The organism is Methylobacterium oryzisoli (genome assembly GCF_046557895.1).
Classification (GTDB): domain Bacteria; phylum Pseudomonadota; class Alphaproteobacteria; order Rhizobiales; family Beijerinckiaceae; genus Methylobacterium; species Methylobacterium oryzisoli.
Genome location: NZ_JBKIBX010000021.1, coordinates 63,716 through 82,374, shown reverse-complemented (window position 1 = coordinate 82,374; position 18,659 = coordinate 63,716). Strand labels below are relative to the sequence as shown.

At 66.1% G+C, this 18,659-nt stretch carries 15 protein-coding genes and 1 pseudogene; 5 read left to right on the top strand and 11 right to left on the bottom strand.

The genetic code is table 11. The features are described from left to right. Positions 1–532: 532 nt before the first annotated feature. A complete protein-coding gene (locus ACKUB9_RS19980) occupies positions 533–745 on the bottom strand; it encodes a hypothetical protein (RefSeq protein ID WP_407525966.1) in 213 nt (70 codons plus the stop codon). Positions 746–1,017: 272 nt separating this feature from the next. Here ACKUB9_RS19980 and ACKUB9_RS19975 point away from each other — a divergent pair, with 272 nt between their 5' ends. Continuing rightward, positions 1,018–1,236, top strand: a complete 219-nt coding sequence (locus ACKUB9_RS19975) for a hypothetical protein (RefSeq protein ID WP_407525963.1) — start codon at positions 1,018–1,020, stop codon at positions 1,234–1,236. Positions 1,237–1,402: 166 nt separating this feature from the next. Next, a pseudogene (locus ACKUB9_RS19970) lies at positions 1,403–1,485 on the top strand (IS5/IS1182 family transposase); the annotation flags it as partial. 408 nt (positions 1,486–1,893) lie between these two features. Here ACKUB9_RS19970 and ACKUB9_RS19965 read toward each other — a convergent pair. From ACKUB9_RS19965 to ACKUB9_RS19955, 3 genes are all read right to left on the bottom strand, one after another. Further along, positions 1,894–2,376 carry a nucleoside deaminase gene (locus tag ACKUB9_RS19965; protein WP_407525961.1) on the bottom strand — a complete coding sequence of 161 codons (483 nt, stop codon included), beginning with the start codon at positions 2,374–2,376 and terminating at the stop codon, positions 1,894–1,896. Between the two features lie 17 nt (positions 2,377–2,393). Beyond that, the gene (locus ACKUB9_RS19960) at positions 2,394–3,335 is read right to left on the bottom strand and encodes an antibiotic biosynthesis monooxygenase (RefSeq protein WP_407525958.1); all 942 of its coding nucleotides are present in this window, start codon (positions 3,333–3,335) and stop codon (positions 2,394–2,396) included. A 290-nt stretch (positions 3,336–3,625) separates the two neighbouring features. Beyond that, positions 3,626–5,326, bottom strand: a complete 1,701-nt coding sequence (locus ACKUB9_RS19955) for an arylsulfatase (RefSeq protein ID WP_407525955.1) — start codon at positions 5,324–5,326, stop codon at positions 3,626–3,628. Between the two features lie 491 nt (positions 5,327–5,817). Between ACKUB9_RS19955 and ACKUB9_RS19950 the strand changes: the two genes are divergently transcribed. Next, the gene (locus ACKUB9_RS19950; RefSeq protein ID WP_407525953.1) at positions 5,818–6,831 is read left to right on the top strand and encodes a SphA family protein; all 1,014 of its coding nucleotides are present in this window, start codon (positions 5,818–5,820) and stop codon (positions 6,829–6,831) included. A 279-nt stretch (positions 6,832–7,110) separates the two neighbouring features. Here the strand turns inward: ACKUB9_RS19950 and ACKUB9_RS19945 are convergent, their stop codons facing one another. Together ACKUB9_RS19945 and ACKUB9_RS19940 are read right to left on the bottom strand one after the other, a co-directional pair. Continuing rightward, positions 7,111–7,425 (bottom strand): YdeI/OmpD-associated family protein, encoded by a 315-nt coding sequence (locus ACKUB9_RS19945; protein WP_407525950.1) that lies wholly within the window; start codon positions 7,423–7,425, stop codon positions 7,111–7,113. 240 nt (positions 7,426–7,665) lie between these two features. Beyond that, positions 7,666–8,073 carry a GNAT family N-acetyltransferase gene (locus ACKUB9_RS19940; RefSeq protein WP_407525947.1) on the bottom strand — a complete coding sequence of 136 codons (408 nt, stop codon included), beginning with the start codon at positions 8,071–8,073 and terminating at the stop codon, positions 7,666–7,668. A gap of 315 nt (positions 8,074–8,388) precedes the next feature. Here ACKUB9_RS19940 and ACKUB9_RS19935 point away from each other — a divergent pair, with 315 nt between their 5' ends. Next, entirely contained in the window at positions 8,389–8,646 is a 258-nt protein-coding gene (locus tag ACKUB9_RS19935; RefSeq protein ID WP_407525944.1) for a hypothetical protein, read from the top strand. 315 nt (positions 8,647–8,961) lie between these two features. On the opposite strand, the gene ACKUB9_RS19930 is transcribed toward ACKUB9_RS19935, so the two are convergent. The 4 genes from ACKUB9_RS19930 to ACKUB9_RS19915 form a co-directional block, all read right to left on the bottom strand. Further along, positions 8,962–9,135, bottom strand: a complete 174-nt coding sequence (locus ACKUB9_RS19930; RefSeq protein WP_407525941.1) for a hypothetical protein — start codon at positions 9,133–9,135, stop codon at positions 8,962–8,964. A gap of 396 nt (positions 9,136–9,531) precedes the next feature. Further along, positions 9,532–10,584 carry an adenylate/guanylate cyclase domain-containing protein gene (locus tag ACKUB9_RS19925; RefSeq protein WP_407525938.1) on the bottom strand — a complete coding sequence of 351 codons (1,053 nt, stop codon included), beginning with the start codon at positions 10,582–10,584 and terminating at the stop codon, positions 9,532–9,534. Between the two features lie 41 nt (positions 10,585–10,625). Beyond that, positions 10,626–10,985: a response regulator gene (locus tag ACKUB9_RS19920; RefSeq protein WP_407526008.1), complete on the bottom strand. Its 360-nt coding sequence runs from the start codon at positions 10,983–10,985 to the stop codon at positions 10,626–10,628. A 47-nt stretch (positions 10,986–11,032) separates the two neighbouring features. Further along, positions 11,033–14,404 carry a response regulator gene (locus ACKUB9_RS19915; RefSeq protein WP_407525935.1) on the bottom strand — a complete coding sequence of 1,124 codons (3,372 nt, stop codon included), beginning with the start codon at positions 14,402–14,404 and terminating at the stop codon, positions 11,033–11,035. A 494-nt stretch (positions 14,405–14,898) separates the two neighbouring features. Between ACKUB9_RS19915 and ACKUB9_RS19910 the strand changes: the two genes are divergently transcribed. Further along, positions 14,899–17,004 (top strand): alkyl/aryl-sulfatase, encoded by a 2,106-nt coding sequence (locus ACKUB9_RS19910; protein WP_407525932.1) that lies wholly within the window; start codon positions 14,899–14,901, stop codon positions 17,002–17,004. Positions 17,005–17,382: 378 nt separating this feature from the next. Here the strand turns inward: ACKUB9_RS19910 and ACKUB9_RS19905 are convergent, their stop codons facing one another. Next, on the bottom strand, positions 17,383–18,636 hold the full coding sequence (locus ACKUB9_RS19905; RefSeq protein ID WP_407525930.1) for a winged helix-turn-helix domain-containing protein: 1,254 nt from the start codon (positions 18,634–18,636) through the stop codon (positions 17,383–17,385). Between the last annotated feature and the right edge of the window lie 23 nt (positions 18,637–18,659).

The window sequence follows — 18,659 nt, the reverse complement described above, 5'->3', positions numbered from 1 at the left end:
GCATTGCAACAAGGCGTGCTGCGCCGCAGTGTTCCGCTCCCCGAGTCAGCGCTGCCAATGCGAACTTCGCTTTTCGCTCTCACGCAACTTGGCAGAAAGATAACGCGTGCTAACGTGGCTTCCGGCTCCTCGAATCAGTACGGTTGGGCAAACAGAGGGGCCACATTCGCACTCGTTCCGTATTTGATGAAGGAAATGCCCACAGACGATGCACGCAGAATGGCAACAGGTGTGCCATATTCTTGGTGCGTCGGCGTACATTGAAGCTCACGATACGATTGTGGGCTCAGGAACCGCACCTGAAGGCCAGTCGCATGATGGTTCTAACTCCTGCGCTGCGGGCGAAGTTCGTTCGCTGGAACCCTCTTAGGTTGCACGAGGACGACCAGGTTGAGGCATCGTATGCCGTGCGAGACGCAGCCACCGAGACCAGTCACGCCCTCTCGGCGCGTGAGCTGATCCAGATGGCACGCGCTGCGCGGGGGCCCAGGGCGGGATGTGCAGGTTCGCCGCGTCCGGAGCGGCCGGGGGGCTAGTGGATCGTGCCGCGCTCCGTGGCTGGCAGCTCGGTGGCGGCAGAGCCGGTCGGCGCGAGCATGCTCAGCGACGCGGCGAGCTGGACAGCCAGCGCACGTGAGAGCCCGATCTGCGCACGTCCGTTCAGCTGGACCGGCTTGCCGGTGTGTTCGGCGTACACGTCCCAGCCCTGGCGTCCCCTGCGCAAGGCATAACCGCGGTTCGGCATGGCGTTCCTCCGATCATCGTTGGCGCACTGGCCTGCTGGAGGCCATCGCCAGCGACAAGGATCGGTTCCGGGCGTGTACAGAAGAATAGCGCTGCCACTCGCTGGGGCTTAGCCCGCGCCGTGCTCGGTCAAGGCGAATGCGGCTGCCGTCCTGCACCGCGCGGCGGATTCGCGACGGCTTGGATCTCAGCCGAGCCGTCTCGATGGGGGGCAACTCGCGAGCATCGGCCCTGAACTTCGGCAGATGCTCGACTAAGAGGAGTGCATTTGTCATGGATGTCGACGAATTCAATTCCGCTCTCTCGATGCTGGAGAAAGAGTTCAAATATCACTTGCTGGAATTCTGGTTATCTGACGGTCGAACGATCACGGGCCTGCACATGGCTATGAACAAAACCGGCCTGATAAGAGTCGAAGGTGGGCGCCCGTCGGGCCCGATGTTCTTCCACGCTCACGGCGTCATCGCTATTCAACCCGTCATCGAGACGTAGGCGGCGTGCCCCCGCCGGGGATGGAGATGAAGGCAGAACAACCCAGGGACAGAACCCAATCAAGGTATCGCTCTGGCTGAGGAACGCTGATGTGTGGGCGCGCGGCGAGCGTCGAAGGCGCGTCATGGCAGGCCTGTTCTGACTATCAGACGAGCAGTGGGCGGTGATGGAACCGTTCATGCCGATCCATCAGCCGGGCCCGAGCGCAACGACGACCGGCAGGTCATCTCCGGCATCATCCATGTCCTGATCGGTCCCTCAGGCAAAGGTCAGACCACCAAGATCCACGCGCTCGCTGCCGTCACCCGCTTCCGGTGCTGATCGACTCTCTATCCCATCAACCTAAAATTTTTCCATAATGATACGCTCGTGAAATGAGTTATCAATGCTCAGATGTTATTTGATGAAGATCATATGATGTGATATGGGCATGGCTTCATGCGCCGATGTAATGCTGATAGATTGATTGTCTTGGCCGGCTTGCTTCTGAGCAGACCAGCGCCGCCTCGCCGCATCGTTCACCGCGAAGTGGTGCCCAACTCGCCGACAAGCGCTCTAGAGCAGGATCCGATCGCGTTGCAATCGGATCCTGCTCCAAGCTTTTGATGGTGTCGCATTTTCTGCGACGAACCGCTGACCGCTTCGTCGGAGAGTGCTCTAGTACGGCACTCTATCGGCCTTCTCGTGGTACTTCTTCCAGACCTCCACCGCTTCGGCCCGCATGATCTGGCGGGTCGGAATCGAGCGCTCGTTCACCGGCTTCTTCAGCTCGCCATAGATCATGCTGTCGTCGAAGTCGCCGTAACGAAGCGCGTCCTCGTTGGTGGAGGCGTAGTAGATGGCTTTGATGCCGGCCCAGTAGGCCGCCGCCATGCACATCGGGCAGGGCTCGGCACTGGTATAGAGTGTGGCGTCGCGCAGCTTGAAGCTCCCCTGGGCCTTGCAGGCCTTGCGGATCGCTTCGATTTCTCCGTGCCACGTCGGGTCGTTCTCGGCGACCACCCGGTTGGCGCCCTCCGCCAGGATCTTGCCGTCCTGGACGATCACGCTGCCAAAGACCCCGCCGGCGCTCTCGACGAGCGAGGTCTTCTCCGACAGCTCGATGGCACGCGCCATGAACTTCTTGTCGTCTTCCGTCATCGTGGGATCCTTTCGTCTCAAAGCAGCAGGGTGAAGGTGGCGAGTTCGACCGCGTAGAGACCCAGCAGGACGCAGGCCCCGAGGATCTCCATCTGCCAGCGGCGGCCTGGTGTTGGGCGCAGCCACCAGCCGAGGCCGGAGACCGCGATCCGCATCAGCGGCCAGGACACCAACGCCACGCTGATCGCGTTACCGACAAACGTCGCCACCGCAAGCGGCAGCCCGGCGGTGAGTGGGCTGAGGAAGCGGATCTCCAGCATCACCACCGGAAACAGCACCAGCAGCACCAGAGCGGTCTGCTTCCAGGCCGGCGGCGCGGTGCCGGTCTCCTCCGGGAACCAGCCTGCGAACGGCCCGTCGAGCCGCCGGCTGGTCCAGGTCGCGACCGCCGGGTCGGCCTGCCGGAGCAGCGCCTGCCGCTCGGAGGAGCCGAGCCAGGCGTCGAGCTGGCCCGGCGTGGCGAAGCGCACCAGCGCGGTCCAGTACGGGATCTGCGGCGGCAGGGGCGCCTGGACGAGCGTGCCCGCGTAGCCTGGGAAGCGGGCCTGCACGGCCTGCACCGCCTCGACCCAGGCGCGGAAGGCCTGCTCCCGGCCGGGCTCGACCCGGGTCGTGATCACCTCGGTCACGCAGGCCAGCGCGTGGAAGTCGGGCGCGGCCTCGTCCGGCGCGGCGGGTTGCTCGGGGTGGAGCAGCGGCCGGAGCGTTGCGAAGCACGTCGCCCGGTCCGCACTGCTGCGCCAGGCGTCGAGCTCGGCTGCCGTGCGAAAGCGCTGGACGACGTGCCAGTCCGGCGCCTCCGGGACAACCGGGACGACCTCGATGCTGACGAACCCCCGGGCTTCGCCGGCCACCCGGGTCAATGCGGCCTGCCAACGGGCGAACTCTGCCTCCGTGCCCGCCCGAAGGCTGACCCGTGTCACGATCGCAGTCACGCGGGCAGTGCTGGGCACGTCCATGAGAGCAGGCGGGTGAGAGAAGACAGCCTGCAGCCTATGCGGCCGAGCCTACCGGCGTCTTAAGAGCATCATTCGGATTCCCCGCCGAACGGCCGCACCTCGTCGGCCTCCCGGCGACCGTGCGGCCGCCCCGGTCGGCACGCCGTGAGCCCGTGCACCATCGGATCTCCGTTGGCCCCCGGGTCTCCATCGAACGGGAGCCTCGTCCCTCTGCACGTGGGCAGCAGGCCCACCCAGACAGATGGGCCTGTGTGGCCCGCTGCGACCAGGCCTAAGGCCCGGAGGGACGGTCACTTCCCTATCGCAGCTCTGGCGGCCTGGATCTTCGCCTTGACCGCATCGAGGTTGAAGCTCCCGCCCTTCTGCATCGGGGGGAACTCGATGGCGGTCATGGCGAGCTTCTCCACCTCCTGCTGGACGAAGACGAAGCGCCAGAACTCGTACAGGAACCAGCTCATGTAGTTCTGCGCTCCGGTCTTGGTCCCGTTGTCGGGCCAGCCGGTCCGCTCGAAGGGGTCGAGCCGCAGGTTGGTGATGTAGGGCACGTCGGGCTTCGTCTTGTCGCCCAGCCATCCTTGGGGCTGATCGATGAAGCGGTACTTGTAGTCGCCGATCCGAACGGCACCCAGTTCGCTCTCGCCGAAGTACCAGACTTCGTTGCGCTTCGACGGACCCTTGCCGGTGAGCATGTCGAGCTGGTTGTAGCCGTCCAAATGCACCTTGTAGGTCCGATCGCCGATCTGCTTGCCCTTCTTCAGCTCCTCGGCGATGTTCGGGTTGCCCGCGGCCGCCACGAGCGTCGCGAACCAGTCGAGGCCGGAGATGACGCCGTTCTCGACCTTGCCGGCCGGCACCCTGCCGGGCCAGCGGATCATCGCCGGCGCGCGGAAGCCGCCCTCCATGACCGTGCCCTTGGACTGCGCGAAGGGTGTCTGACCGCCGTCCGGCCAGGTGAAGACCTCCGTGCCGTTATCCGTGGTGAAGACCACGATGGTGTTGTTGTCGATGCCCAAGTCCGTCAGCTTCTTCATCACCGCGCCGACGACATCGTCGAGCTGCGCCATGCCGGCTTCCTGGATGCTCCAGCCATTCTGTGCGTTGCGCATGCCCTGGTACTTCGGCGACAGGTGCGTGGTGACGTGCATGCGGGTCGGGTTGAGCCAGACGAAGAACGGCTTGCCGTCGGCCTTGGCCTTGTCGATGAACCGGAGCGCCAGATCGCGGATCTCCTCGTCCACGGTCTCCATCCGCTTCGGGTAGAGCGTGCCGGCATCCTCGATCCGCTGCTTGCCGACCCGGCCCCAGCGCGGGTCTTCGGTGGGATCGTCGACGCCGGTCGCCCAGGAATGGACCATGTTGCGCGGGCCGACCCTGTTGAGCAGTTCCTGCGGATAGGCGGGATGGGCCGGGTCCTCCATCGCGTCGAGGTGGTAGAGGTAGCCGAAGAACTCGTCGAAGCCGTGCACCGTCGGCAGGAACTCGTTCTTGTCGCCCAGGTGGTTCTTGCCGAACTGGCCCGTGGCGTAGCCCATGCCCTTCAGCGCGGTGGCGATGGTCACCGCCTCCGCCGGAATGCCGATCGGGGCACCGGCTTGGCCGACGGTGGTCATGCCGGTGCGGATCGGCAACTCGCCGGTGATGAAGGCCGCGCGTCCCGCCGTGCAACTCGCCTCCGCGTAGTAGTCGGTGAACAGCATGCCCTCGGCGGCGATCCGGTCGAGATGGGGAGTCCGCCCGGCCATCATGCCGCGGTGATAGGCGCCGATGTTCCAGATGCCGATGTCGTCGCCCATGATGACGAGGATGTTCGGCTTCTCCCCGGCCGCCGGCTGCTGGGATGGTGACTGGGCCTGTGCGGACGTGGTCGGGGCGGCCGATACCATCGCGGCGGCCGCGAGGGCCGTCGTCCCGGTGAGCAGGATGTTGCGGCGGCTGAGAGCGTGTCCCTCGCCGGCGCCTGCCTGGTTCGCCTCGTGCGTGTCGTCACTCATGGCTGCGTCCTCTCCCTGATGGTGGTCGGGAAGCCCACGTGGCTCATGGATGTGTCGATGGGCCGAGACCGGGGGGCCGGTGTCGCCGGCCTTGTTCCGCCGGACCGAGATCCTGCCGCGGTGTTCAGATGCGGGACCACGGCATCGGCCTCCGGCGCCGGGAACGGACACGGGTCGGCGAAAAAGCCCGACGATGATCAGGACGAACCCGTCACACCGGTCCACAGCCTTGGGATCGATCTCGCTCGACGATCCTGCGACTCGGCGAGCGGCAAGGTATCGGCGCCGCCAGACCATGCTTGATCCGAGGTGACACCTGAATCGAATTATTCGCGGCGATCCGCAGGCTAATAAAGGCGGCGGCGACCGGCTCAGCGAAGAAGTTTGATAAAAGTTAAGCAGAAAGCGTTCAGCACAATCAGCTTGGCCGTTGCGCCTCAACTCGCTTTATGGAAGTCTGTAGCCACAGCGGAGATTTCGGAGGCACGGCCATGTCGGGAACCGGGCGGACGCTTGGCTTCGTGGTTTCCTGCGTGGCAGGGCTCCTTGCCACGACGGGCGCTCGGGCCGCCGAGTCGGCCCAGGGCGTGTACGTGCTGGGCAATCGCGGTCCCCTCGCCGGCGTGACGCCGCCGCCCGGCTTCTACTTCGAGAGCGAGACCTACTATTACTCGGGCAATCTCAGCGGCGGTCGCGCCTTCCAGAGCGGCGGCGTCGTCGCCGCGAACGTCAAGCTCGACATGAGCGCGAACTTCGTGACACCGGTCTGGGTCACGCCGGTCGAGATCCTGGGCGGAAACCTCGGCTTCTCCCTGACCATCCCGTTCGGTACGCCCAACGTCAGCGCCGGCGCGGTCCTGTCCTCCCCCCGCATCGATCGCATCATCGCCGGGCGCGAGCGAGACGCCATCGTCAATGTCGGCGACATCTATCTCGCCTCGTTCGTAGGCTGGCACTCCGGCAACTTCCACTGGACCGGCACGCTCCTCGGCGTCGTGCCGTCCGGCTCCTACGAGTCCGGTCAGCTGTCCAACATCTCGCTCAATCGCCCGGCGATCGATCTCAGCGGCGCGCTCACCTACCTCGACCCCGTTCTCGGCTATGAGCTGTCGGTCGTGCCGGGCGTGACCTTCAACTGGATCAACCAAGCGACCCAGTACCTCACCGGCACCGAGTTCCACCTGGAATGGTCGGCCTCGAAGTATCTGAGCAAGGAATTGTCGGTCGGCCTCGTCGGCTACTACTACAACCAGCTCACCGGCGACAGCGGCTCCGGCAACCGGATCGGTCCGTTCAAGGGACGGGTGACGTCCCTTGGCGGCCAGATCGGCTACACGTTCAAGCTGGGTGAGATCCCGGTCTCCACCAACGTCCGGTTCTTCCGCGAGTTGGATGTCAAGAACCGCTTCTCCGGGACGGCCGCCTACCTGACGATCTCGGCGCCACTCTGGGTCGCACCGCCGAAGCAGGTGGCCGATGCCAAGCCGCTCGTCTCGAAGTTCTGACGCCGGGCGCTCTGCTCTGCCGGCAACAGAGCGGGCTTTCCGGATGCAGCCGCTCTCGACGCATGTGCGCGAGCCCCGGCACAGGATGGGTCTGGTGAGGGGAGCCCCTGCGCCTTCGAGAGGGTCCGCTCGTGGGTGAGGACCGGCCATTCGGTCGGAAGCCAACGGGAGCCTGGACGTGGCACAGACGAACAAGCGGAGCGCGATGCCCTGACGCGAAGCGGACCGGCGCCCCTCTCGCGGCAACGACGTGAAGTCGACATTCGCGGGTCGACCGGCTTATGAGTCCTCCTTTCCTCGCCGATCGATCAGCACCGCCTGTTGCCAGCGGCTGGGAGCCTTGTCGGTGCGGTGGATGCAACCCGCCCAGCAGCATGGCCGCTTCTTGCCCTCCAGAAGCTCGTCACAGGTTCGCGCGATACGCCTTTGGCGCGTCGCGGGCTGTTTCGCATCCTCGACCCAGCAGATGAACTCGTTTCGGCCGAGCGGCGTCAGGCTCTGCCAAAGCGCGAGGATTTTAAGATCGCGTTGTATGGCTGCCTGAATGTCTTCGGCTGCCTCGTGGACAGTCCCATGCTGAAAAGAAGTCGTCACGAGCCCTCCGAACGGTGATGCGACAGGCCGAACTCACAGCACAGTATCGAACGGGAGCGTAAAGATTTGCCCCGACGAACGCCCGAATGCCCACGATGGGGCCAGGCCTTGTGAAACGCGAGCCGGCCGCTCCGCCGTAAGACGGGAGAACGGCAGGGCGGTGATCGAATGTCTATCAGGTACGTGCCCCAGCAATTCAAGTAGTTCTGAAACATGCTGCCGTGTGTCGGAAGCAATTCCTTACGCGAAGCGATGCATGAGCATGGCCCGGCCCCACCTCGTATCGATCGGCCCGGAGCCTGTCACGAAGTCCGCGCGTGCGAACGCGCGCAGTGCAGGTTCATTGTCGGGATGCGGGTCGATGCCGATCGCGGGCGCACCGAGATCGAAGAGATGTTCGACGTGCTGCCGCACGATCCGCGCACCGTGCCCTCGGCCGATCTCCTCTCGCTCGCCGATGTAGAGGTCCATGCCGCGCGACCCCGGTGGCAGGTAGCTGAAGTGGTGGGGCATCCAGTCGGCGACGGCGTAATCTTGGATGAAGGCCAGCGGACGCGCACCGATCGCGGCGATCCACATCGCTACCCGGGTCTCGCGCAGCGTCTCCGCTTCGGGCTCGACGTCGGGTGGCCCCCACCAGCGGCGCACGTGGGCTTGCTAACGCCAGGACGTGAGCAGCGGTAGATCATCCTCGCACACCGGGCGGATCAGGAAGCTCGGGGTCATCGAGGCATGATGCCAAGGGTCACCGCTCGCAGGAAGGTCCGCACAGGCTTGAAAGCAGCCCCTTGTGGCGAGATGCGCGGGCGCGGCGATGGCGGCCACCGGAGGTGCGGACCCGCACATCGGCATTGCACAACCCTGCGTATATGGTGCGTAGTGAAGGCGTTCCTTCGGTTTTGCCCAGCAGTTCGTCCTGGGTCTGTCCCGCTCGTTCGCGGGATCAAAACAGGGGACATTCCCATGAAAACGCCCATCCTCCATCGGCATGCCGACGGAACAGCGCATTACTCGCATTGTTACGCTGAATATGCCCCGACCCCGCACCGGTTTGCTTGGCAGGCTCCTCGCCGCACGACTCCGGTCGGTCGTCGCGTGCGCATCGTGCTGACGACGTTTGTCTTGGCGGCGGCCGTGTTCTGGGCAACGATGCCGACCACTCCGCCGAACACCCACGCCAAGGCGCCGGCCGCTCTCGGCACGCACGAGCTCTCGCTCTAAAGCCATCCTCAGGCTGGCCCGGCCAACGACGCCGGCTGAGGTTACTCCTCTCCTGACAGGCGGTCGTGGATGCGGTGAGGCGGGCGGCGCCGCAGCGGAGGCGTGGGCGAGCAGAGATCTGACCCGCCCGGCGCGAGGGCACAGGTGCCGAGGGTCGGTCGCAGCCCCATGCAGGCCTGAGCGCGCGGGTTTGAGCTTGGACCCTCGGCATCATCCAGTCTGGGAGCGGCGTCGTGGATCGGCGCCTCGTCGCGTGGAGATGGTGCGCCCCGCCACGCGCTCGGGCCGGCGGAGTTCACCCTGTGTCCCCGCGGATCAAGCCGGGTCGTTCTCCTTCGGGTCGAAGGGCTTGGCGCGTTCGTCATCTGGCGACTGCGCGTCGGGGTCGAGGCGGCCGTCGACGATGCGGTCACCGGTCTGAGGCTCGGGCGCCTCGCCGCCGCGCCGGTTCTCCTGGTCGTCCGCGTTCCTGGGCTTCTCGTCGGGCATGGGTGCGTCCTCCTCTCGGAGGCCGGCACATAGGGCGCAATCGACCCTGCGACGACGGAGGCGACCTCGTCCAACCGGCAGCGGAGCCTTCTTGCTTGAGCGGCGGCTGAGGGTCGAAAGCGGCGGTTCAGGCTCCGCGAGCCGAAGGGCAGCTTCCGGTGCATAGCCGAACAAGCCGAAGGGGCATCCCTAACCTGAGGCGGTCTCAGGGAGGAGTTGCTTGCGCTTGGACCGATCCGGTGGCCCTGAGGGACCGACGGTAGGCTACTTCAGAGAAGGCGGGAGAGTGAAGCGGGCACGCCGTTTCCGGGCCGATTTTAAGTCTTATGCGGGTAATACTCGATATTCGCTTCCGGCTATGGCAAGCGCCGACGCAATTAGATTTATGCCGCTGGCCTAGATCCCCGGAATTGATGGGGCGAGCGCGTGGCAATACACCTCGATCTCACCTTTCCCTTTGAGCAGCACCTTGCCGATCGGTCTGACGGCCCGCTGATTGGCCAAGCGCGCGAATGCCTCACGGGACAGGTGAAGAGAGCATCCGTCCCCGAGGCCCGAGAGGCGCGCGGCGACGTTCACCGTGTCCCCCCACAGATCGAAGGTGAATTTCGTCCGGCCCACGATGCCGCCGACCACCGATCCGATGTGGATGCCGGCCCGGATCTGCCAGCCCGGCGCGCCGTCAGCCGCGATCGCCACCATCTGGCTGGCGCATCGGATGGCCGCCTCGACCGGATCCGCGTGGGGACGCAGCAGGTTGGCGGTGGCCATGAAGGCGTCGCCGATCGTCTTGATGTTCTCCAGGCCGTGCTCGTGCGCCACGATCTCGAACGCCTCCGCCAGGCGCTGGATCTCCGCGACGACCACATCCGGGGTCTGCCGATGGCACCAAGCCGTGAAACCGACGAGATCGATGAAGAGAACCGCCACGTCGTCGAACAGGCGCGGCTTGACCTGACCGGTCTCCATCAGCTCCGCCACCGCCGGGACCGGAAGGATGGCGTGGAGGAGTTCGTCGGCGCGCCTGCGTTCGCGCTCGATGGTCCGAAGATGCGCCATTTCCCGGTCGCGGAAGCGCTTTCTCTCGAGGCAGGATCGGATGCGCGCCTCGAGGAGCACCGGCTCGAACGGCTTGGGCAGGTAGTCCTCGGCCCCGAGTTCGATGCACCGGACGATGCTGCCGATCTCGACGAGCGCGGAGATCATCACGACCGGCGTGTGGCGCCAAGCCTCGTGCGCCTTCATGCGTTCGAGCACGGCGTAGCCGTCGAGGGCCGGCATCATCACGTCGAGCAGGACCAAGTCGAATGGGTCCTCGTTCAGCCGGTCGAGGGCGGCGCGGCCGTTCGCGGCGCGCACGCTCGTATGGCCGAGCAGCTCCAGCTCCTGCTCAAGCAGGTCGAGATTGAACGGTTCATCGTCGACGATGAGGATGCGCGCCGGCTCCACGGGTCTCCCTCTCTCCGGGCCGGAGCCGTGCCCGACCGCGCTCAATCCAGCCATCGGCGCAGCTTGGCGAACAGCAGGTCCTCGTCGATGGGCTTCGTCATGAAGTCGTCGCAGCCTGCCGCCTTCGCCCGCTCCTCGTCACCGCTCATCGCGTTGGCGGTGATCGCAACGACGGGGATGCCTGCGGTGGTGGCGTTCGCCTTGATGCACCGTGTCGCTTCCCAGCCGTCGAGGAGGGGCAGCGACAGGTCCATGAGGACGAGATCGGGCCGGTGGGCCACCGCCATCTCGACGCCCGCGGCGCCATCGACGGCGATGAGGAGATCGTAATCGTCCTCAAGGAGCTGCGTCAGCAGATCGCGATTGAGCGCGACGTCCTCGACGATGAGAATACGCTTCATGTGACATTCCAGAAGGATGCGGGCTGCCGCGTGGAGCTCTGGACAGGTCATCGGCCGCTTTCGACCGCATCGGTCTCCGAGAGCGGCAGCACGCGCTGAATCTCGCGGACGAGGGCGGCACGGTCGAGCCCCTGCTTGTCGACCAAGCCGAGCACCCGCTCCCGCAGCATGCCGCGCTCCGCCGAATCCAGGGACGCGGCCGTCAGCACGACGACCGGAATGGTCCGCGCGACCGGATCGGCCTGGAGCGCGTCGAGGAAGGAGAGTCCATCCATCCGGGGCATGAGGAGGTCGAGGAGGATCACGCTCGGGCGGGCCTGCGCGATGCGCGCCAAGCCGGCGGCGCCGTCCGCCGCCCAATCGACCGTGCAATGCTCGGAGTTCAGCAGCTGGCGGACGAGGTCGGGCACGTTGGGGTCGTCGTCGATCACCAGGACGCGCTCGTTGTTGGGAGCGATGCGCGCCAGCGCGCCGATCAGGGCTTCCCGTTCGAAGGGCTTCACGATGTAGTCGGTGGCCCCGAGCCGGAAGCCGAGTTCCTTCTGATCGACGATCGAGATCAGGACGACGGGGATGTCGCGGGTCTGTGGATCGGTCTTGAGCGCGTGCAGCACCTGCCAGCCGTCCGTGCCGGGCATCATGATGTCCAGCGTGATCGCCCGCGGCTGCAGCTCCCGCGCCATCCGCAGCCCGTCCTGGCCGCTCGACGCGCCGACGACGGTGTAGCCCGCATCGGCGAGGTTTTCCTGCAGCAGGTAGACCACGTTCGGATCGTCATCGATGGCGAGCACGAGCTTGGGTCCCGACCGGGGCGCCGGCGACGCCGAGGGTGCCGGCTTCGGCGGGCTCAGCCCCATCTCGGGCGCGCCGGCGATCCACGGCGGGATGCTGAGCGTGAAGGTCGAGCCCTTTCCTTGCTGGCTCTCGACGTCGATGTGGCCGCCGAGAAGCCGGGCCAGCCGGTGACTGATCGCGAGGCCGAGCCCGGTCCCGCTATGGGACCGGGTCGCGCTGTTGTCGACTTGGTGGAACTCCTCGAAGATCGCGCTCAGCGCCTCCGCGGGGATGCCGATGCCCGTGTCCGTCACGGCGAACGTGATGTGCTCGCCGGCCGAGCGGACGTGGAGCGTGACCGATCCGGCCTCCGTGAACTTGATCGCGTTGCTCAGGAGATTGATCAGGATCTGCCGGAGCTTCTCCTCGTCCGTGCGCAGCGTCGCGGGCGTATCCTCGATGTCCCGGACGAGATGCACGCCCTCGCTCTTGATCAGGGGCTCGACCGTTCTGAGGCAGAGGTCGAGCACCGGCTCGAGGGTGAACTCGGACGCCTTCACCTCCATGCGTCCTGCCTCGACCTTGGCGAGATCGAGGATGCTGTTGATGAGCGAGAGCAGGTGCTCGGAACTCGCCAGGATCTTCTCGAGGTTCTCGAACTGCTTCGCGGGCAGAGCATCCTTGGCCCGGCGCATCACCAGCCGAGTGAAGCCGATGATGGCGTTGAGCGGGGTGCGCAGCTCGTGACTCATGTTGGCGAGGAAGCTGCTCTTGGCACGGCTCGCGTCCTCGGCCGCTTCCTTGGCTTGGCGCAGCGTCTCCTCGGCGCGCTTTCGCTCGATGACACGCCCGAGTTGCGCACCGACATTGGTCATCACGCTGAGCAGGGACGGATCCGGCGGGGTCGCGTCGCGGGAGAAGAACTCGAAGACCGCCACGACCTCTCGCCCCACCGTTACGGGAAACCCGAAGCCGGCCCGGATCCCATCCGCTGCGGCGGCGGCGGCGCGGGGATCGTCGTGAGCGGAGGGGTCGCCGAGGATCCATTCCGGTGCTCCCGAGAGCAGCACCCGGCCAGCAGCTCCCGTGCCGGCCCCGATCCGCGTCCCGGCCGTCGCGGCGCGAAACCGTGCGAATTGCTCCGGCGCGTCGCAGTGCCAGATGCCGGTCGGGACGAGCGTGCGGCTTCCGTCGTCGGCCACGACATGGGCATGTCCGATCGGCCAGCCAGCATGCTGCGAGACGCGCTCCAGGCAGAAGCGCACGGCATCCTCCACCGTGGACGCCTCATTGGCCGCCGTTGCGGCGGCATGCAGCAACTCGACGAAGGCAGTCTGCTTCTGCAGTGCGAGTTCAGCCTCCTTCTGCTCGGTGATGTCGCTCCAGGACTCGACGACCTCGACCGGCGCTCCTTGCGGATCACGCAGGAGGCGTTGCTCGTCTCTCACCCATCTGTAGGTGCCGTCCGCGTGCAGGAACCGGTACTCGATGACGTTGTGCCCTTGCTGGAGCAGGCGCGGGAATTCGGACAGGACCCGGTCCCGGTCGGCGGGATGGAGACGGTCCAGCCAGAATTCCGGCCCGGCCAGATAGTCGCTCGGCTCGTAACCGAGAAGGTCGCGCACGTTCTCACTGATGAAGGTCGGCGCGTTCCGACCACCCACCTCGAAGCTGCAAATCATCGAAGGGGATGCGGTCAGGAGGTAGGTCAGCCGACCCTGCGTCGTGAGCACGACCTGCTCGGCGCGCTTGATCTCGGTCACGTCCGTGTAGACGGCGACGACGCCACCGTCGTTGGTCTTGCGCTCGTTGACCTGCACCCACCGTCCGTCGACACGTTGGTGCAGGATCGGCCCGCGAGGCTCCCGATAATGAGCCATCCGCTCCGCGAGCCACGCCTCGGCGGTCGCACCGTCCGCGCGAACGATGCAGGATTCGGCGGTGGCACGGGCGATCGCCTGGAAGGACGCGCCCGGAACGATCACCTCCGCCAGACCTGGATGGAAGTCCCGGAAGTGATCGTTGCAGAGGACGAGACGGTCGTCGGAATCGAACAGCGCGAAGCCTTCCGAACTGCTCTCAATCGCCTCGATCAGCTTCTGCTTGGCGACGCCGGCGACATCGAGGATTTTCTCGCCGTGCGTCGCGGCGTCCAAGCTGAGAACCTCCTCGTGGGGCGACCCGATCGGCGCTTGGGACATGTGTCGGACCATCCTCTTGGCAGCATGCCGCCGGTGTCCCTCCCCTTCGTCCCAGGCCGGACACGCACCACGCTCGTCGCCACCCTGCTCTTTGTCCGTCACCGTTGCATGGTGCAAATTCGGGATCAAGTGAGGTGGAAACTGCCGCAGGATTGCGACGCCCGACGATCGGTTTGAGCGAAATCTGCTCTGGTGGGCTCTGAAGTCAGCATCCCGCTGCCTGACAGCTGTCATAAGGGCCGAATCGGACATCAGGCTGCGGGAACGCGTCCCGATCGCGAGCTCACCGGCTTCTCGTGAGTTAGGAAAGCTGCCGCGAGCGCCGCCACCGCCAAGCCTTGGAGCAACGGTCCTGTCGATGGGCAGATCGGGCTCCTCAAGTTCGACAGGCGCAGCCTGTGTGGCCGCGTCAGGTTCGACCTGCAGCGTCAGTGCGTCTTGCACGCCGCTTGAGCCGACAACGGCAGAGCGGAGCCAATACACGGCTACTCAGCACGGTAGCGATGGATGGAGCCGCCCCGAACATCGACATGCACTGATGTTCGTGAGCCAAAGCGGTCCCAAGCGACGCGAGTCAGCGACGTCCGAATGCGAACGAACAACTGATCTTCCGGGCTTCGAGGTCGCTGGTCATCGCGACCTGAGCGTTCAGGCGGACACCCAGATCCCGGCTGTTGCGTGCTCTGTCAGTCGCGCAGGGGATCGATGGGCCGCAGCGACCGCCGCCATATCCCGGTATCTTGCCTTTGCGATACGCGCGGATGCCTCAAGGGCTTGCCAGCCCGCCAATACGCACGTCAAAATTCGCGCACACAAGCAATGAGAAGAGCTGCGCCATAACACCGATTTGGCGCCAGTGCTGCGACCAGGGCCGAAATGTCCGCCTCGGCTTTGCGCGAGGCAGTTGCACCTGCAACAGAGGCACAGAGGTAGATGGTATGGCGACGCGGCGTGACATCCTCAATGCTATCCCGATCACCGGGGCGGCCTTTGCCGTGGCGGGGCACTTCGTACTCGATGAAAGCCCCACCCAGGCACAGACCGCGCCTGCGACCGCTGCTGGGCATTTCCACCCGAAGGGCAAGGCACCGTCGCGCCACACCCGCGCCGTACTGGACACTGCGCGCAGTGCCCTGCCCTTCGCCGACACGCGCGACTTCGAGGAGAACCGCCGCGGGCTGATCGCCCCCATGGCCGAGATGCGCATCGTGGCCGATGCAGGCCATGTGGCCTGGGACATGGACCGGTTCCGCTTCCTCGATCAGCAGGACGGCTTCGACAGCGTCCATCCCTCGCTGCAGCGCATGGGACGGCTGAACAACAACTACGGGCTCTACGAGGTCATTCCCGGCATCTATCAGGTGCGCGGCTTCGACTTGGCACAGATGACATTCGTCCGTGGTCGCACCGGCTGGATTGTCTTCGACGTGCTCGTCTCCGCTGAGACGGCACGCGCGGCTTGGCGCCTGTTCCAGCAGCACCGCGGTGCGAACCTGCCGATCACAGCCGTCATCTTCTCTCATAACCACGGCGACCACTGGGGCGGCATTCGCGGCATCGTGGAGGAGGCCGACGTGCGATCGGGCCGAGTGCCGATCATCGCGCCGCGCGACTTCCTGCGGCATACCGTTGAGGAGAACATCTACGCCGGCAATGCGATGAACCGGCGGCTGTTCTTCCAGTATGGATTGCTGCTGCCCCCCGCTCCGCACGGTTTCGTGGGTCAGGGGCTCGGCCAGGGCGTGTCGTCGGGGGCGACGGGCCTGATCGCGCCGACCCGGATCGTCGAACAGGATGTCGAAGCCTTCGAGGTGGATGGCGTGCCGATGGTCTTCCAGAACACGCCCAACACCGAATCGCCGGCGCAGATGAACACGTGGATTCCCGGGCTGAAGGCGTTGTGGATGGCGGAGAACGTCATCGCGTCGCTCCACAACATATACACGCTGCGCGGCGCGCCCGTGCGCGACCCGCTGCGCTGGTCGAAGTATATCGCCGAGGCGCTACACAGGTTCGGGATCGAAGCGGAGGTCATGGTCGCCTCGCATCACTGGCCGCGGTGGGGCAACGCGCGCATCCAGGAGGTTCTACGGGCGCAGCGTGACCTGTATGCGAACATGAACAACCAGGTTTTGCACTATGCCAACCAGGGCGTCACGATCAATCAGATCCACACCGTCTACGAGATGCCGAAGTCACTTCAGGAGAAATGGTACTGCCGCGGCTATCACGGCTCGCCCGAGCACAACAGCCGCGGCGTGGTGCAGCGCTTTTTGGGCTTCTGGGATTGCAACCCGGCCACGCTGATCCCGCTCACCCCGGCCGACAGCGCCCCGCTCTACGTCGAGATGATGGGTGGTTCGGCAGCCATCCTGGCACGCGGCCGCGCGCTGCACGACGAAGGCCGTTATCTGCTCGCCACCGAGATCCTGAACAAGCTGGTTCTGGCGGAGCCGGCCAACGAGGCTGCCAAGGATCTCCTGGCCGACGTCTACGAGCAACTCGGCTACCAGCAGGAGAACCCGGGCCTGCGCAACAGCTTCCTGGCCGGTGCTTATGAACTCCGTAGCGGCATTCCGCAGGGTGCTGCAGTCAGTTCGAGCAGTCCCGACGTGATCCGCGCCATGTCCACCGAGCTGTTCCTGAACTTCCTCGGCATCCGCATGGACCCGAAGCGGGCCGAGGGACTGCGCTTCACGATCAACTTGGTCACGCCCGACACCGGCGAGCGCTTCATCATCGAGCTGGAGAACGCGACGCTCACCAACATCCAGGGCTTTCAGGCGCCAAGCCCGGACCTCACGCTGACCATCGACCGCAGCGATCTGGAGGCCGTGATGGCTGGTACCAAGACACTGGAGGCACAGATCGCGGCAGGCCGTGCGCAGGTGCAGGGCAATTCAGCCGTACTGGGGCAGCTCGCCTCGCTGATGGTGGAGTTCGATCCGCGGTTCGAGGTGCTGCCAGGAACTCATGCGAGTGGTGTCGCAGCCCGCCCGGCTGACGCGCTGCAAGCAGCGATCGGCCATGTCGTGGCGGAGTAGCCGTGCGTCGCCTTCGACTGCGCGGACCGGCGGCCCTTCTCCAAGCTCCGCTTATGGCGCCGTGTTGATGGGTTGGCGCAGCTGTCCTGGCTGGCAGAAGTATGGCTTGTCCCAACCCGCTGCGATCGGGCTGATTCGATACGCACGCTCATGCGAACCGCATGCGTGAGGATGGGGAGCGCAGTCGGCGCGCTATCGAATCGTCCGCTGTCGGGTGACGGGCAGCCGCTCCGGCAGCGTTGCTCGAAGGTCGGGACGTGGCGCGGAGGCGCAAGCCGAGCGCGATGTCCTGACCCCTTCCCGACCTTGCGCTGCACTGGTCCGAAGGACCGCTTCAAGACGGGAAGCGGACAGCGCCGGTGGCCACAGATCGGCCTGTCATGGCCGATTCGGCGGGGAAACCCTGCCGCTTGCGCAGTCCCCCTCCTCGGCCTCGACGTCGAGGACCGCAGGCCATCCCTCTCGGCTCGCGGCTGGGGCGATGGCGAGGCGCGACAGCCCGAGCCATGCCGCCATCGTGCGGAGTTCCTGCAGCAGCCGTTCCGCTGTGCTGGAGGGCGCGCATGGCTCGAGATGCACGCGCTGGACCGTCAAGGCTCCGCGCTTGCGGTCCGCCTTCAAGTCCACGCGGGCGACGAGCGCTCCGTCCAACAGGAACGGCAGCACGTAGTAGCCGTGCTCGCGCTTGTGGGCGGGCGTGTAGATCTCCAGGCGGTAGCGGAAGCCGAACAGCCTCTCGGCTCGCGGACGATGCCAGACGAGCGGATCGAACGGCGACACCAGCGCCGCGCCCCCGCGGTCGCGGCCCGGCCGCGCATCCTTGTGCAGGTAGGCCTGGTGCTGCCAGCCCTGCACCCGCACGGGAACGAGCGTGCCCTCCTCGACCAGCTGCTCGATGGGCAGCCGGGCATCCGCGGGACCGATGCGGTAGTAGTCGCGCAGATCGTGCGCCGTCGCGACCCCGAGCGCCCGCGCCGCCCGCGCGATGAGCGCGCGCCGGGCCTCGACGCCGCTCGGCGTCGGGCGCAGCAGGACGGCGCGAGGCAGCACCCGTTCGGGCAGGTCGTACACCCGCTCGAAACTGCCGCGACGGTGCGTCGAGGCGACCAGCCCCGCCCAGAACAACCATTCCAACGCATGCTTGGCGGCGCTCCACACCCACATGCCCTGGGAGGCCCTGGTGCCCGCGACGTCGGAGGCCGCCAGCGGCCCCTCCCGCTCGATGCGTGCGAGCAGCGCGTCGGCCTCGCTCCGCCGGTCCGTCGCGAACGGTTCGAGCTGCCGCCACACGCCCTGGCCACGCAGAGCGCGGGCCATGCGCCAGCGCAGCAGGGGCTGGGCATCGACGGGCAGCAGCGACGCCTCGTGGCCCCAGTATTCGAAGAACCGTTTCGGCCGAGCGGCCACGACCGCGTCGAGGAGCGTGCGGTCGTAGGATCCCAGGCGCGAGAAGAGCGGCAGGTAATGGGCGCGCACGAGGACGTTCACGCTGTCGATCTGAAGCAGGCCGAGCCGGCCGATTCCACGGCGCAGCCGGGTCGCGTCGACACGCCCCTGGTGTCGCCGCGCGTTGAAGCCCTGCGCCGCGAGTGCGATGCGCCGGGCCTCGGAACCTGACAGCTCTGCCTTCAACGCCGCCCTCCCGGGATGCTCTG

Excerpts from the sequence above, each read along its gene's own strand:
- ACKUB9_RS19980 (WP_407525966.1), bottom strand. The coding sequence starts at position 745 with ATGCCGAACCGCGGTTATGCCTTGCGCAGGGGACGCCAGGGCTGGGAC.
- ACKUB9_RS19975 (WP_407525963.1), top strand. The coding sequence starts at position 1,018 with ATGGATGTCGACGAATTCAATTCCGCTCTCTCGATGCTGGAGAAAGAG.
- ACKUB9_RS19965 (WP_407525961.1), bottom strand. The coding sequence starts at position 2,376 with ATGACGGAAGACGACAAGAAGTTCATGGCGCGTGCCATCGAGCTGTCG.
- ACKUB9_RS19960 (WP_407525958.1), bottom strand. The coding sequence starts at position 3,335 with ATGGACGTGCCCAGCACTGCCCGCGTGACTGCGATCGTGACACGGGTC.
- ACKUB9_RS19955 (WP_407525955.1), bottom strand. The coding sequence starts at position 5,326 with ATGAGTGACGACACGCACGAGGCGAACCAGGCAGGCGCCGGCGAGGGA.
- ACKUB9_RS19950 (WP_407525953.1), top strand. The coding sequence starts at position 5,818 with ATGTCGGGAACCGGGCGGACGCTTGGCTTCGTGGTTTCCTGCGTGGCA.
- ACKUB9_RS19935 (WP_407525944.1), top strand. The coding sequence starts at position 8,389 with ATGAAAACGCCCATCCTCCATCGGCATGCCGACGGAACAGCGCATTAC.
- ACKUB9_RS19930 (WP_407525941.1), bottom strand. The coding sequence starts at position 9,135 with ATGCCCGACGAGAAGCCCAGGAACGCGGACGACCAGGAGAACCGGCGC.
- ACKUB9_RS19920 (WP_407526008.1), bottom strand. The coding sequence starts at position 10,985 with ATGAAGCGTATTCTCATCGTCGAGGACGTCGCGCTCAATCGCGATCTG.
- ACKUB9_RS19910 (WP_407525932.1), top strand. The coding sequence starts at position 14,899 with ATGGCGACGCGGCGTGACATCCTCAATGCTATCCCGATCACCGGGGCG.